Genomic DNA, 14,036 nt, shown 5'->3' with positions numbered 1-14,036 from the left:
CCGGACAAACTAAATAACTATTTGCCCTTCAGTATATCATGATGAAACATTTCCTGTTTTACCTGACATAAAGGAGATGGAGAATCTATTCCTTTTATCCAATCAAAAAGATGTCAGCCGATTATAGCTGACACCTTTTAATCTGTTTCTGCAAAAAATTCGCCTGATCCTCACAAATTCACAGGCCGAAACGGTTATTCCTTATCAGGAGTCTCATTTCTGCGGCTTCTGGAATGTTCATGCCAGGTAACCCACAGAGAAGTAGCTACGCATATAGAAGAGTATGCGCCACTGATAAATCCTACCAGCATAACCAGAGCAAAGTTCTTTGTGGTTTCCCCGCCAAAGAAGTACAGAGAGGCTACGCAGAAAAGAACCGTAGTCAGTGTATAGCAGCTTCTGCGGAAAGTCTGGCGGATAGAATCGTTGGCCAGAACCTTGAAGCTGTCTGTACGTCTGTGCGTATGAATATTTTCACGAATACGGTCAAAGATTACGACAGATTCATTCATGGAGTAACCAAGTACCGTCAGAATGGCGGCAAGGAATGAAGCGTCAATTTCCAGATGGAAAAGGGCAAATACCCCAAGTACCACGATAATATCATGTACAATGGCCGCAATCGCAGAAAAGGCAATGCGATGTTCAAAACGGATGGACATATAGATAATCAGAATGGTAAAGGAAAGTCCTACGTTCAGGATGGTATTCTTTGTTACTTCTGACCCAATGACCGCACCAACGGTTTCTACACGGTTGATTTCCGCCTTCCCGACTTTAGCGCTGATATGGCTGGTAATGGTCTGTGCTTCTTCAGAGGACAGGCTGCGGGTACGGATAATAACTTCCTTGCCCGATTCTTCATGAGTATCCCCGCTGAGCTGAATGACGCTGCTCTGCAGGCCGTCCTGTTCAAGACCGGTTCTGACCTGAGCCACGGTTACTGGCTGCGCAAATTTTAAATCCAGAATGGTACCACCGGTGAAATCAATTCCGAAATTGAATCCCTTCACAATAATACAGATGAGGGCAATCAGCACGAGGAGTCCGGACAGACAGAACCACCATTTACGATGTCCTACAATATCAAAGTTTTTCAACGGTCATACCCCCTCTTTCCACCGAACCACCATGGATTATGAATCCAGGATGCGTCAATCAGGAGCATAAGCAATGTGCGGCTTACCGTGATGGCAGTAAACATACTTACAGCAACCCCCAGACCCAGGGTAAAAGCAAAGCCCTTGACCGTACCACTTCCGAGGAAGAACAGAATAGCTGAGGTAATGATAACTGTCATATTCGCATCAAAAATAGTTGTAAAAGCGCGCTTAAATCCGGCCTGCACCGCCAGGCGCAGTACCTTACCGGCTGCAATTTCTTCTTTAAATCGTTCAAATATAAGAATATTGGCATCTACGGCCATACCTATGGATAGTATGACCCCCGCAATACTTGGTAAGGTGAGAGTTGCCTTCAATGCGCTCAGTATCCCCAGCAGGATAAGCACGTATACCAGAAGAGCGGTATCTGCTACAAAACCTGCCATGCGGTACATAGCCAGCATGAAGAGCACGGTAAGAGAGAGCCCAATGGTAAATGCCATAACGGACTTATCTTTGGAATCCTGGCCAAGAGACGGACCTACGGTACGGACTTCCATAACGGATACTTTGACAGGGAGAGCACCACTGCGAAGCAGAATAGCCAGATTCTTTGCTTCTTCCAGTGATCTCTGTCCGGTAATAACCGCACTTCCCCCATCAATTTCTTCATTAACCACAGGATCAGTAAGCAGCTTGCCATCCAGGTAGATGCCAATCTTGCGTCCAATGTTGTCGGCGGTAAGTTTTGCGAACTTCTTACCCCCTTCATCAGTAAACTGCAGGGCAACTACCGGGTTCCGCGAGTTACTGTCCATCTGTTCCTGCGCCGTCTTCAGATCTTCTCCGGTAAGTGCCACATTACCGTCTTCATCCTTAAACTGCAGTACCGCCGTCTTGCCAATGGTTTCAATAGCCTTCTTCGGGTCTTTTTCCCCAGGCAATTCGATGATGATCCGATTAGCACCTTCGCGCTGAATAATAGGTTCAGTAAGTCCCATTTCATTGATACGCTTCTGCATGATGGCAATAACCTGAGTTACTGCTTCAGGAGTAACTTTGTTTTCAGGTGTATCTTCTGCCTGCATCACAATGTGGGTCCCGCCCTGAAGGTCAAGCCCCTGCCGGATGCTTTTGGCCAATGGCACTAATGTAAAAATAAACACACCGAAAATCACAGCAATAACTGCCCAGAATCGGAAAAGTTTTGCCGGTCTCAGCGTATTTGGTCGTTTGTTATTCAAAATTTCACCCCATTTGGTTTCCGGATTCTAATAATTCTTTTATCTGTTACAATGGCAGATACATTCTGATCAAAGGGTTCTCCGGGAATATCTTCATCCAGCACCTGGAAATCCCAGAGTGCCGCAATCCGTTTTTCATAAGGCACATGAACCAGATACCGGTCATAGTAGCCGGCTCCCATTCCCAGGCGACGCCCCTGCCTGTCACAGGCTACCGCTGGAACAAGTACAAGATCAATCTGTTCCGGTTCAATCACATCATATCCAGACGGAATGTTGCGCAAACCTAACGGTCCTTTCTCAAAATGTTCCATATCCATGATACGCCCTGCCTCCATCTGTCTCTTCGGAAGACACACAGGAATACAGATTCTTGTCCCCTTTTTCAGCATTATCCGGATAAATTCGTCCAGATTGGACTCTCCAGGCATAGCCAGGAAAGCCATAATGCAACTGGCATCGTTAACCTCAGGCAGTGCCAGAAGATTCTCTGTCAGTGTGAGACTCATGGATGAAATCCTGTCAAAAGAAAGAGCCCGCCTTTCGGCGAGCACTTTCTTTCGAAGACATTGCTTTATATCGGACATTGCCGAATCAGTCCTTTGCATCTTCTTCTGTATCCTCTTTGGCACTATTCTCTTCTTTGTGAGCTGGCTGGGACTTTTCCGAAGACTTCTTGTCTCCTTCATCTTCCGGCGGTGCCTGAAGTGCACGCTTATCAACCTGGATAATTGTCCCTGGAGCTATCTGTACAGAAACGACATTGCCTGTAATCTTCTTTACCAGACCATATACACCACCTGCCGTGATGACATAGTCTCCCTTCTGAAGAGCATTAAGGAATGCATTTCTCTTATTCTGCTGTTTTTTCTGCGGTCTTACTAAAGCAAAGTAGAAAAAAGCAAGCAGCAGAAGCAAAGGCCAGAAGCCCTTAATAGCTGTCATAATTTCACCCATGGATTATTCACCTCCTGAAAATTCATACCATCCATTATATCACATGCTTTTTAATTTATCCTCAGAGATTTAGCATATAATCATAAATTGATTCTTACAGCTTCTGTGTATGGAAATTCCATTTATTTTGCCCTGGCACTATAGCCTGCCATAAAACTTTCCCTGAAATCCCCAAAATTTCCATCAATAATGGCCTGTCTCATATCCCTCATAAACTGCAGGAGGAAGAAAAGATTATGAATGGTAATAAGACGAAAGGCCAGTAACTCTTCTGCTTTATACAGATGGCGAATGTATGCACGGGTAAAATGACGGCAAGTATAGCACTGACAGCCTTCCTCAATCGGTGTAAAATCACGTTCATACTGCTTATTCTTCATATTCATTCTTCCAGAATGTACCATCGCCATTCCATTTCGAGCTACACGGGTAGGGAATACGCAGTCAAACATATCCACCCCGCGGGCAACGCCTTCCACCAGACAGTCAGGAGTGCCTACTCCCATAAGATATCTGGCCTTATTTACAGGCATATACTGTGTGGTATGTTCAAGAATCTCATACATGAGATCATGCGGTTCCCCCACCGACAGGCCGCCAATAGCGAACCCATCGAAAGGAAGGGATGTGATTTCCGCCGCGCTCTGCTTGCGCAGATCCTTATACATCCCGCCCTGAATAATGCCAAACATACCTCTGTCCTTGCGTGTATGGGCTTTCAGACATCTTTCTGCCCAGCGGGTGGTTCTTTCCGTGGACTTTTTAGCATAATCGTATTCAGCCGGATAAGGAATGCATTCATCAAATGCCATCGCAATATCACTCCCAAGCTCTTCCTGCGCTCTGGTAGCTACTTCCGGTGACAGAAATTGTTTTGACCCATCAAGAATCGAGCGGAAATATACCCCTTCCTCCTTAATCTTACGTGTATCTCCAAGGCTGAATACCTGGAATCCGCCGCTGTCTGTAAGGATTCCTTTATGCCAGTTCATAAAATCATGAAGGCCGCCTGCCTCTGCAATCAGCTCCGTTCCCGGACGCAAAAACAGATGATAGGTGTTGCCAAGAATAATCTGGGCCCCCATCTCTTCCAACTCATCCGGAGTCACAGTCTTTACCGTGGCCTGTGTGCCTACAGGCATAAACATCGGTGTTTTAAATGTTCCATGTGGTGTATGCAGCAGGCCGGCTCTTGCTCCGGTCGCCGGGTCCTGTGCAATCAGTTCGTAATTAATAACCATTTTTATATCCTTATCCTTTAGTAATATTGGTCAAAAGACCCTCTCCGCTAATCATAACAGGATATGTGCCCGATGACCAGCCATATCACCATATCATCATTCTGCCGCATGTGTAACAGATATATCTGCCTTTCCTGCGCAGAATACCAGATGCTCCATTATAAAAGAGGATGTGATGAGTCCTCAGGCCTTACACATCCTCCCATCAGTCTTTATTCTGTCTCCATTACCGTTCTGTTTTTCAGCGGATAAACATGGCATCACCAAAGGAGAAGAATCTGTACTTCTGTCTTACTGCCTCTTTATACGCATTGAGTACATGTTCTTTCCCTGCGAAAGAACACATCATCATGATAAGCGTTGATTCCGGGAGATGGAAATTAGTGCAGATGGCATCAACAATATGCCAGGTATATCCTGGATAAATATAGAGCTGTGTCCATCCTGAGCCTGCCTGAAGTTTCCCACTCTGACCTGCTGATTCCAGCGTGCGTACAGAAGTAGTCCCTACCGCAATAATCCGACGGCCTTCAGCTTTTGCCCGGTTTACAGCTTCAGCAGTTTCTTCCGTAACGGAATAGAATTCCTTGTGCATTTCGTGTTCTTCAATATTCTCTTCCGATACCGGACGGAATGTGCCAAGCCCTACGTGCAGAGTAACATAACGGATTTCCGCACCTCTGTTCTTCATTTCCTCCATCAGTTCTTTTGTAAAATGAAGGCCCGCGGTAGGAGCTGCTGCCGATCCTTTATACTTAGCATACACAGTCTGATATTCATCATTATCTTCCAGTTTCTTATGAATATAAGGTGGTATCGGCATTTCACCAATTTCCTCAAGAATGCTGTCAAAGTCCTGATCATAGGTAAAATGTGCCACCCGGCCTCCGAAATCAGTTTTATCCAGAATTTCACAGGACAGATGTTCATTAAATTCTATAACCTGTCCTGGGAGTGCCTTTTTCCCCGGATTAACCAGAATTTCCCAGTTGTCATTTCCCTTCGGTGTAAGCAGCAGGATTTCCACTTTGCCGCCCGTTTCTTTTCTGTGCCCATACAGGCGGGCAGGAATAACTTTGGTGTTATTGAATACAAATACATCCCCCGGACGTATTTCATCCAGTATATCCCGGAATGTATGATGGGTATATTCTCCTGTTTTCCTGTCCAGCATCATCAGCCGGCAAGAATCTCTTGGTTCTGCCGGTTCCTGTGCAATCAGTTCTTTAGGTAAATCATAATTGAATTCTTCTAGTTTCATTCTTCCTGCTCCCGTTAATATATTTTAGTAATTTCTGTGTCTGTATAATAGTGGCTCAGTATATCCTTATAATAATCATCGTCATCCTTATCATGCTTTTCAGCCATAGCTTCGGCCCCCCACTGGGACATTCCCAGTCCATGGCCCCAGCCATACCCATAAATCATGAGTGTATTTCCTTCAAGGTCAAAGTCAAACATAGTACTCTTTAACCCAAACAGACGTCGGAAATTATCTCCGGTTATGGTCTTCTGTCCATTGGATCCAACAAAGATTATTCTCTTAACACGGCCAGATACCCCGCGGTCTCCAGTAAACATAGGGCCGCTTGTCAACCGGGACAAACGGATTTCCTGAAGGTTTCCAATGCCCAGGTTTTTCTGAAGTGTATCCAGCGACACTTTCGATGTCCACGCCTGCTTTACTTCCGGAGTATCTTCTTCCTTCACGCCCCGCAGATAAGGAATTACCTGTCCCCATACATTTTCACTGTTTTCAGTGTATCCCCCGGCACTGGCAGAAAAAACTGCATCAATAGGCTGCCCATTATAGGTGATGATTTCACCGGCCGTACTGTCTACCGCATCATTAGTAGCTTTTGTTTCTGCAGAATATCCATTATAAACCTGCGATTCAGTCGTATCGGTTACATCATATCCTCTGGATTTAAAGCCATTCTTATGTTTCAGTGCATAGGTTCTGGCCGCAACCGCCTGCGCTCTCAGTGCATTTGGTTTCCATGTTGGGACAGATTCGGAAGGAACTACCCCATACAGATATTCTTCCATTGGCAGTACATTGACAACGGTCACCCCCGCATTCTGAGGCGATGGAAGCAGTTTGATAGAGCCCCTGTATTTATTGCCTTTTACAATAAATGCAGCCCCGGAATCTTTATCATCCTGTGCCTTAAGGATAATCGGTCCGGAATAATCATTTTCATTTATATATATATTGCTTCCATCTCTGGTCACCGTAAGTATTGTACCCGCATCATAGGTTTCCAGTTCATTTCCTGACAGGTCCACCGCCTTAAAATCAACCAGCCCGGTAATCGGTACGAGTACCTTACCATTAATCAGTCCAACAGAAATATCCGGACCTAAGTTGTTAACCTTATCCACATTCCGGATTTTCTGACTGTTATCTTTCTTCTTCCTATTTTTTATTTCCTTTTTCTTCTTATTATTCTTTTCTGCACTTTTGTCTGCCTTCTTAACTTTTCCCGAATCGACGGTCTGGCTGCCATTAAGGTCTGGCTTGCCGGAATTACCCAGTTCCGGATAATCCTTTTCCAGCTCATCCATACTTACTACTTTAATTGTTGACCCATTTGCAGCCCGGACAGCCCCTGGAAAGCTGATTGTCAGTCCCAGACACACTGCCATAACTAAGGCGGTCTTTTTCATCATATGTTTGCCTCTTTATTAATGTCTGAAAAATATATTGAGGATAATTGTCCCCAGAAAGGAAATCAGAAGACATGTTACCCAGGGAAAATATATTTCTGTATTACCTGACTTAAAATGGATATCCCCTGGCAGATTCCCCATAAATGGTATTTTACCACCAATAGAAATAAGAATTCCTGCAGCAATGAGAATAACCCCAAGAAAAATCAGACTTTTCCCCATAAATCCTATTCCTCCCCTGTCTCTGAAGAATTCTGATTCCACGGAACTCCTAAATGATCATATGCGGCACGGGTAGCCACTCTTCCTCTGGGAGTGCGGGATAAAAATCCTATCTGCATAAGATAAGGTTCATAAACATCCTCAATCGTTGCACGCTCTTCACTTACAGCTGCCGCAATGGTATCAACACCAACCGGTCCGCCGTTAAATTTATAAATAATGGTTTTGAGCACTTCACGATCAATGGCATCCAGCCCAATACCATCCACATGCAGTTGAGCCAGCGCATGCGCTGCAATTTCATTGGTTATTATACCGCTTCCCATTACCTGGGCAAAATCTCTGACCCGTTTAAGAAGTCGGTTGGCAATACGCGGAGTTCCCCGGGAACGCCGTGCAATTTCCCGTGCCCCTTCATCGGCTATATCAATATTCAGGATGGAAGCGGCCCTTTTTATTATCAGTGTCAGTTCTTCCGGTGTATAGAATTGCATACGGAATACGATACCAAATCGATCCCGCAGTGGTGCTGCCAGTGCTCCCGCCCTGGTAGTCGCCCCCACCAGGGTAAACGGTGGAAGATCGAGACGATACGATCTGGCCCCGGGGCCTTTCCCCATGACGATATCCAGAGCGAAATCCTCCATGGCCGGATAGAGGATTTCTTCTACAGAACGATTCAGTCTGTGAATTTCGTCAATAAAAAGCACATCATGTTCTTCCAGATTAGTAAGGAGGGCTGCCAGATCTCCCGGACGTTCAATGGCCGGACCGCTGGTAATCCGGAAATTAACTCCCAGTTCATTAGCAATGATGTTTGCCATAGTAGTTTTCCCCAGTCCAGGTGGTCCATAAAGGAGCACATGGTCCAGCGCTTCCTTTCGCTTCTTAGCTGCCTGAATATATACAGAAAGATTCTGACGCAGTGTATGCTGACCTATATAATCTGACAGAGCTTTCGGTCTGAGGGAATGCTGCCACCCATCGTGCCCTGAATCTTCACGGGCTACAATGCGTCCTTCTTCTGGCTCTCCCTTACCGGATTCTTCCGTTCTCAGACTTTTTATATGATCCAGCATTTAACCTCTCTCCTTCCCAAGTTCACGAAGAACTGCCCCAATCATCGGACCTGCATCAGTAAATTCAGGATGTTCAAGAGCCACCCTGTGAATAACCGCTGCCACCTCTTCCGGCATATAACCAAGAGACCGGAGCGCATTCATAACTTCCTCCTCAATGCCTGAAGCTATAGCGGGTTCAGCCACATCTGCAGTGACCTCCCCGGCAGGAACAAATCCTTTAAGTTTATCCTTTAATTCCACCAGCATTCGTTCTGCCGTCTTTTTACCTATTCCCGGAATCTTAGTGAGGGCACTGATATTTCTGTTCTGCACCGCTATCGCCAGTGTCCCTGGTGTCATAACCGAGAGAATGGACATAGCCGCCTTGGGTCCGATTTTAGATACAGTCAGCAGGGACAGAAAAGCCTCATAGGTTTCCCTGGAAAGGAATCCGTACAGAGTAATAGCATCTTCTCTTACTGCCATATGTATATAAAGCCTGGATTCTTCCCCCGTCTGCAGTTCATCGTGATCTATATCTGTAATAAATACGCGATATCCTACCCCTGCGGTTTCTATAAAGCACATCCTATCAAAAAGTGCCGTTATTTTTCCTTTTATGTATCCAATCATCCCCTGATTCCTCCATAGATTGCTTCATGCTCAGTCCGGTAAATGGATGTAATGCCTATAGCCAACGCATCTGCTGCATCATCCGGAGATATTTTCTTTGTAATATGCATCATCTGCATAATCATTTTGATAACCTGACTCTTTTCAGCTCTTCCATAACCTACGACCTGCTGTTTTACCTGCAACGGCGTACATTCATACACTGGTATCTTTTCATGATATCCGGCAAGCAGAATAACCCCTCTGGCTTCAGCAACAGAAATTGCAGTAGTAATATTGCGGTTAAAGTACAGAGTCTCTACTCCCATAACCTGCGGCTTATACATCTGAATCAGTTCCCGTACCCCCTGATACACGATGTGAATGCGTTCAATCAGATCCATTTCCTTCGGCGTTTCAATAATGCCATAATCAACTGCTGTAATCCGGTTTCCCTCTTTATCAACAATCCCGAATCCACAACGCCCCGTTCCCGGATCTATCCCTAATGCTCGCATAAAGTTTCTCCTGTTCTCCCATTTGTTCAGTCCTCATTATATCACAGGAGAACACATTCCCCATGAAAAGACGAAATTCTGTTCTCTTATCCGACAGATTTATTTATCCTCCTGGCGATTCAGCCATGTGATGACTTCTCCGAGAATATACAGAGATCCGCATACGAGAACCATATCTCCGTCTTTTGCCTCTGCCACTGCATCATTCAGTGCTGTGTCCGTATCCGGTTCTTCTTTATATGGGCAGGGAAGCATCGCAGCAATATCATCTTCTGAACGACTGCGTGGCGTAGGTGCTGTCGTAATAAATACCTTATCCTGCGGCCGCATGATAAGCCGGATGACCTTATCTGTATCCTTATCTTTCAGTGAGGTAAATACTACCAGTCTGCGCTTATCAGGAAACTGTTCTTCCAGCGAAGCTTTTAATGTAACTGCTCCGGCTGAATTATGGGCTCCATCCATAACAAACGGTATGTTTCCCACATGGTGCATATCAAAGCGACCGGGCCAGCGGGTATGCGCCAGACCATAGCGGACAGCATCACCGGTTACCCGCGGATCGGAGCCGGATACGATTTTCAGAGCCATGACAGCTCCTGCGGCATTGATGGCCTGATGAGGCCCCACAAGGGAAATATGTATATCTCCGGTTTCCTTTTCCCCGATGCGGAAGGAAACAATCTGTCCTCCATGTACGGCATGTCGGGCTATTTCAGCAAAATCTCGCCCATAAATATACAATGGAGCATGTTTTTCTTTTGCTTCCTTCTGGATTTGAGTTAATGCTTCTCCGGATGCAGCGGTAACACAGGGAACCGACTCCTTTATGATTCCCGCCTTATTATGCGCAATCTCTGTGAGTGTATTCCCCAGGTACTGCATATGATCCATAGCCACATTGGTAATAACCGATACCACAGGCACAATGACATTGGTGGAATCATAAAGTCCACCCATCCCGACTTCAACCACTGCATATTCTACACCGACTTTGGCAAAATAAAGAAAGGCCATCGCCGTGAGAAGCTCAAATTCCGTAGGTGCTTCATATCCTTCTTCCACAATGGATTCCGCTGCATGCCTTACCGCCGTGGCAACGTAAGCAAAGTCCTCTCTGCTGATATCCTTTCCCATAGCATAAATACGTTCTGTATACTCTACCAGATGCGGAGATACATAACGCCCTGCCTTAATATGTGCTGCTTCCAGTGCCGCAGTGATCATGGCGGTTGTACTTCCTTTGCCATTGGTCCCTGTGACATGAATTATCTTATATTTCTTTTCCGGGTTTCCCAGATACTTCAGTAAGGCGCTGATTCGTTCCAGACCGGGTTTAATACCAAAAGATACGGCTTTCTCCAGATAGGAAATCGATTCCCTGTAATTCATTAACTTTCCTCCCTGCTTATTAATGCACATCTGTGTATCCATAATCCGCGGAAATTCCCGGGAATACCTGTCCTGGCTTATCCATCCAGACCGGCAGGAAAATGCGCAGACCTATATACATCTATGACCTCTTCATTATAAATCATACAAAGGAAAATCTATAGCCATGTATTTCAATCAAAAAGCTGTGAAAGAAATGAATAGTCATTTTTCACAGCTTTTCGGCTTTTGCTATGCCTGTTTATTAAAGTTTAGCAAGGAAGTCCAGACGTTCGTTTAATGATTTCATCTGTTTTTCCATTTCAGCCAGCTTGGCCTTTTCTTTTTCCACTACAGCGGCTGGAGCCTTAGCCAGGAATCCCTGGTTGTTCAGCTTTCCGGAAGAGCGCTTAATATCCTTATTAAGTGCTTCCTGTGCCTTCAGAACTCTTGCTCTTTCCTTTTCAACATCTACCAGACCCTTAAGTTCCATGTAGACTTCCATTCCGGTCACAACAGAAGCTACTGCATTTTCCGGCTTAGCGGAGTTCTTATCAAGTACTTTGATTTCTTCCACGTGCGCCAGCTTTTCGAAGTATTCCTTATGTTCTGTTACTGCAGATACCAGGTCATCTCTGGTAAAGGCAATCTGAACATGGCACATTCTGTTAGGTGCAACATTAGAACCTGCACGCATATTGCGGATAGCCTTGATGGCATCCATAATGCGTTCCATCTGTTCTTCTTCCACAGCAAAATCATATTCCTTTTCCTGAACAGGCCAGGAAGATCTTGCCAGATTATCACCGGTGTGCGGCAGATGCTGCCACAGATGTTCAGTAATAAACGGCATGAACGGGTGAAGAAGTGCCAGCATGCGTGTCAGTGTATGAACAAGTACATACTGTGTAACCTGTCTGTCCTTATTGTGCGGCCCATAGAGACGGTTCTTAGCCAGTTCAATATACCAGTCACAGAAATAATTCCAGGCGAAGTTATAAATGTTATCAGCGGCTGCCCCCAGTTCAAACTTATCCAGGTTCCGGCTTACATCTTCAATGGTACGGTTGAGGCGGTCGAGAATCCAGCGGTCTGCCAGAGTAAGATCCGCCGTGTCCGGAACGAAGGATTCCTCATAATCGTCCAGATTCATAATGGTAAACTTAGTGGCATTCCACAGCTTATTGGCAAAGTTACGGTTTCCTTCTACCTTTTCATAATAGAAACGCATATCATTGCCTGGTGTATTACCGGTTACCAGAGTGAAGCGCAGCGCATCGGCGCCATATTTATCAATAACTTCCAGCGGATCAATGCCATTGCCAAGGGACTTGGACATCTTACGGCCCTGAGAGTCACGAACCAGACCATGGATAAATACGTGTCTGAACGGCACTTCATGCATAAATTCCATGGACATGAACATCATACGGGCTACCCAGAAGAAGATGATGTCATAGCCGGTTACCAGAGTACTGGTTGGATACCATCTCTTAAGTACCGGAGTCTGTTCCGGCCAGCCCATGGTGGAAAACGGCCAGAGTGCCGAAGAGAACCAGGTATCAAGAACATCCGGATCCTGATGAATGTTCTTGCTGTGGCAGTGCGGGCATTCGGTCAGGTCCGTACGGGATGCTGAAACAGCACCGCAATCATCGCAATACCATACTGGGATTCTGTGCCCCCACCAGAGCTGACGGGAAATGCACCAATCATGGATGTTTTCCAGCCACTGAACATAGGTGCTGGTAAAACGTTCAGGAACGAACTTTGTCTTTCCGGACTTAACAGCTTCCAGTGCAGGACCAGCGAGCGGCTTCATCTTTACGAACCACTGCTTGGTAGTCATTGGTTCCACGGTCGTCTTACAACGGGAACAATGACCTACTGCATGTACCTGTTCTTCCACCTTAACGAGAAGGCCCTTGTCATCCAGATCCTTGATAATTGCCTTACGTGCTTCATCACGGGTCATGCCTTCATACTTGCCAGCTTCCTTATTCAGGGTGCCGTCAGTATTCATAATCAGGATTACCGGCAGATTATGACGGAGACCTACTTCAAAGTCGTTGGGGTCATGAGCCGGGGTAATCTTTACGCAGCCGGTACCATAGGCTGGATCTACATAGTCATCAGCAACAATAGGAATCTCTCTTCCGTTAACCGGAAGTACAGCCATCTTGCCTACCAGAGATGCATACCGTTCATCGTCCGGATTTACCGCAATGGCAGTATCCCCCGGGATAGTTTCAGGACGGGTCGTAGCTACCTGGATATATCCGCTTCCATCAGCGAGCGGGTAATTGAAATACCAGAGATGACCCTGTTCATCCTTATGATCAACTTCAATATCCGACAGTGCGGTCTGACAGCGCGGGCACCAGTTGGTGATACGGTTTCCCTGATAAATCAGTCCCTTTTCATAAAGGGAAACGAAAACTTCACGTACCGCGCGGGCACAGACATCATCCATGGTAAAACGTTCACGGCTCCAGTCGCAGGAAGAGCCCAGACGTCTTATCTGCTTACCGATACGGTCGCCATATTTTTCCTTCCATGCCCAGACGCGTTCCAGGAACTTTTCACGGCCCAGGTCATACTTGGTAAGACCTTCTTCCGCAATCTGTCTTTCTACCTTAACCTGGGTGGCAATACCTGCATGGTCCTTACCTGGCAGCCAGAGTACATTGTATCCCTGCATTCTCTTATAGCGGATCAGAATATCCTGTAATGTGTTGTCCAGCGCATGGCCCATGTGAAGCTGGCCGGTTACATTCGGAGGTGGAAGCACAATGCTGTATGCTTCTTTTGTATCATCCGGTTCATCATGGAATACCCCATGAGATTCCCAGTAGTCATACCATTTCTGTTCAATCTGACCTGGTTCATACTTTCCAAGTTCGTCTGTCATTCTCATGCTTTTCAACTCCTCAAAATAAAAAAGGCCTTTCCATCCCTATAGGACGAAAAGACTTCCGCGGTACCACCTAAATAATTATGGGTATTATAAAACACCATAATCTCTCTCCAGCGG

At 45.8% G+C, this 14,036-nt stretch carries 13 protein-coding genes and 1 other annotated feature (1 of these 14 cut by a window edge); all 13 genes read right to left on the bottom strand.

The window, feature by feature from the left end; translation table 11 throughout:
• Positions 1-194: 194 nt before the first annotated feature.
• Entirely contained in the window at positions 195-1,100 is a 906-nt protein-coding gene (secF, locus tag BLQ79_RS03795; protein ID WP_091364020.1) for a protein translocase subunit SecF, read from the bottom strand.
• A complete protein-coding gene (secD, locus tag BLQ79_RS03790; protein ID WP_091364019.1) occupies positions 1,097-2,347 on the bottom strand; it encodes a protein translocase subunit SecD in 1,251 nt (416 codons plus the stop codon). Before secD ends, secF begins: the two co-directional genes overlap by 4 nt.
• Complete coding sequence (locus BLQ79_RS03785; RefSeq protein ID WP_234944914.1) at positions 2,344-2,934, bottom strand: 5-formyltetrahydrofolate cyclo-ligase; 591 nt, start codon at positions 2,932-2,934, stop codon at positions 2,344-2,346. The genes secD and BLQ79_RS03785 overlap by 4 nt, the downstream gene beginning before the upstream one ends.
• Positions 2,935-2,941: 7 nt before the next feature.
• On the bottom strand, positions 2,942-3,304 hold the full coding sequence (yajC, locus tag BLQ79_RS03780; RefSeq protein WP_091364016.1) for a preprotein translocase subunit YajC: 363 nt from the start codon (positions 3,302-3,304) through the stop codon (positions 2,942-2,944).
• Between the two features lie 122 nt (positions 3,305-3,426).
• The gene (tgt, locus tag BLQ79_RS03775; RefSeq protein WP_091364015.1) at positions 3,427-4,545 is read right to left on the bottom strand and encodes a tRNA guanosine(34) transglycosylase Tgt; all 1,119 of its coding nucleotides are present in this window, start codon (positions 4,543-4,545) and stop codon (positions 3,427-3,429) included.
• Positions 4,546-4,786: 241 nt separating this feature from the next.
• A complete protein-coding gene (queA, locus tag BLQ79_RS03765; protein WP_091364011.1) occupies positions 4,787-5,806 on the bottom strand; it encodes a tRNA preQ1(34) S-adenosylmethionine ribosyltransferase-isomerase QueA in 1,020 nt (339 codons plus the stop codon).
• A 14-nt stretch (positions 5,807-5,820) separates the two neighbouring features.
• On the bottom strand, positions 5,821-7,218 hold the full coding sequence (locus BLQ79_RS03760) for a SpoIID/LytB domain-containing protein (RefSeq protein WP_091364009.1): 1,398 nt from the start codon (positions 7,216-7,218) through the stop codon (positions 5,821-5,823).
• A gap of 15 nt (positions 7,219-7,233) precedes the next feature.
• Positions 7,234-7,440, bottom strand: a complete 207-nt coding sequence (locus BLQ79_RS03755; RefSeq protein ID WP_200779820.1) for a DUF2905 domain-containing protein — start codon at positions 7,438-7,440, stop codon at positions 7,234-7,236.
• A gap of 5 nt (positions 7,441-7,445) precedes the next feature.
• The gene (gene ruvB, locus BLQ79_RS03750; RefSeq protein WP_091364007.1) at positions 7,446-8,519 is read right to left on the bottom strand and encodes a Holliday junction branch migration DNA helicase RuvB; all 1,074 of its coding nucleotides are present in this window, start codon (positions 8,517-8,519) and stop codon (positions 7,446-7,448) included.
• Positions 8,520-9,134: a Holliday junction branch migration protein RuvA gene (ruvA, locus tag BLQ79_RS03745; protein ID WP_091364005.1), complete on the bottom strand. Its 615-nt coding sequence runs from the start codon at positions 9,132-9,134 to the stop codon at positions 8,520-8,522.
• A complete protein-coding gene (gene ruvC / locus BLQ79_RS03740) occupies positions 9,131-9,631 on the bottom strand; it encodes a crossover junction endodeoxyribonuclease RuvC (RefSeq protein ID WP_091364003.1) in 501 nt (166 codons plus the stop codon). The genes ruvA and ruvC overlap by 4 nt, the downstream gene beginning before the upstream one ends.
• 99 nt (positions 9,632-9,730) lie before the next feature.
• Complete coding sequence (locus BLQ79_RS03735) at positions 9,731-11,023, bottom strand: bifunctional folylpolyglutamate synthase/dihydrofolate synthase (RefSeq protein WP_091364001.1); 1,293 nt, start codon at positions 11,021-11,023, stop codon at positions 9,731-9,733.
• Positions 11,024-11,267: 244 nt separating this feature from the next.
• The gene (locus BLQ79_RS03730; RefSeq protein ID WP_091363999.1) at positions 11,268-13,919 is read right to left on the bottom strand and encodes a valine--tRNA ligase; all 2,652 of its coding nucleotides are present in this window, start codon (positions 13,917-13,919) and stop codon (positions 11,268-11,270) included.
• Positions 13,920-13,958: 39 nt separating this feature from the next.
• Positions 13,959-14,036: a binding site (T-box leader), on the bottom strand (it continues 129 nt past the right edge of the window).

This window comes from Dialister histaminiformans (assembly GCF_900103425.1).
In the GTDB taxonomy this organism is placed as follows: Bacteria; Bacillota; Negativicutes; order Veillonellales; family Dialisteraceae; genus Allisonella; species Allisonella histaminiformans.
Note: the sequence above shows the minus strand (reverse complement) of the source record. Positions and strands in the feature narration are given on the sequence as shown.

Bases quoted from the DNA above. Each gene is read 5' to 3' on its own strand.
- BLQ79_RS03785 (WP_234944914.1), bottom strand. From the start codon at position 2,934: ATGTCCGATATAAAGCAATGTCTTCGAAAGAAAGTGCTCGCCGAAAGG.
- yajC (WP_091364016.1), bottom strand. From the start codon at position 3,304: ATGGGTGAAATTATGACAGCTATTAAGGGCTTCTGGCCTTTGCTTCTG.
- tgt (WP_091364015.1), bottom strand. From the start codon at position 4,545: ATGGTTATTAATTACGAACTGATTGCACAGGACCCGGCGACCGGAGCA.
- queA (WP_091364011.1), bottom strand. From the start codon at position 5,806: ATGAAACTAGAAGAATTCAATTATGATTTACCTAAAGAACTGATTGCA.
- BLQ79_RS03760 (WP_091364009.1), bottom strand. From the start codon at position 7,218: ATGATGAAAAAGACCGCCTTAGTTATGGCAGTGTGTCTGGGACTGACA.
- BLQ79_RS03755 (WP_200779820.1), bottom strand. From the start codon at position 7,440: ATGGGGAAAAGTCTGATTTTTCTTGGGGTTATTCTCATTGCTGCAGGA.
- ruvB (WP_091364007.1), bottom strand. From the start codon at position 8,519: ATGCTGGATCATATAAAAAGTCTGAGAACGGAAGAATCCGGTAAGGGA.
- ruvA (WP_091364005.1), bottom strand. From the start codon at position 9,134: ATGATTGGATACATAAAAGGAAAAATAACGGCACTTTTTGATAGGATG.
- ruvC (WP_091364003.1), bottom strand. From the start codon at position 9,631: ATGCGAGCATTAGGGATAGATCCGGGAACGGGGCGTTGTGGATTCGGG.
- BLQ79_RS03735 (WP_091364001.1), bottom strand. From the start codon at position 11,023: ATGAATTACAGGGAATCGATTTCCTATCTGGAGAAAGCCGTATCTTTT.
- BLQ79_RS03730 (WP_091363999.1), bottom strand. From the start codon at position 13,919: ATGAGAATGACAGACGAACTTGGAAAGTATGAACCAGGTCAGATTGAA.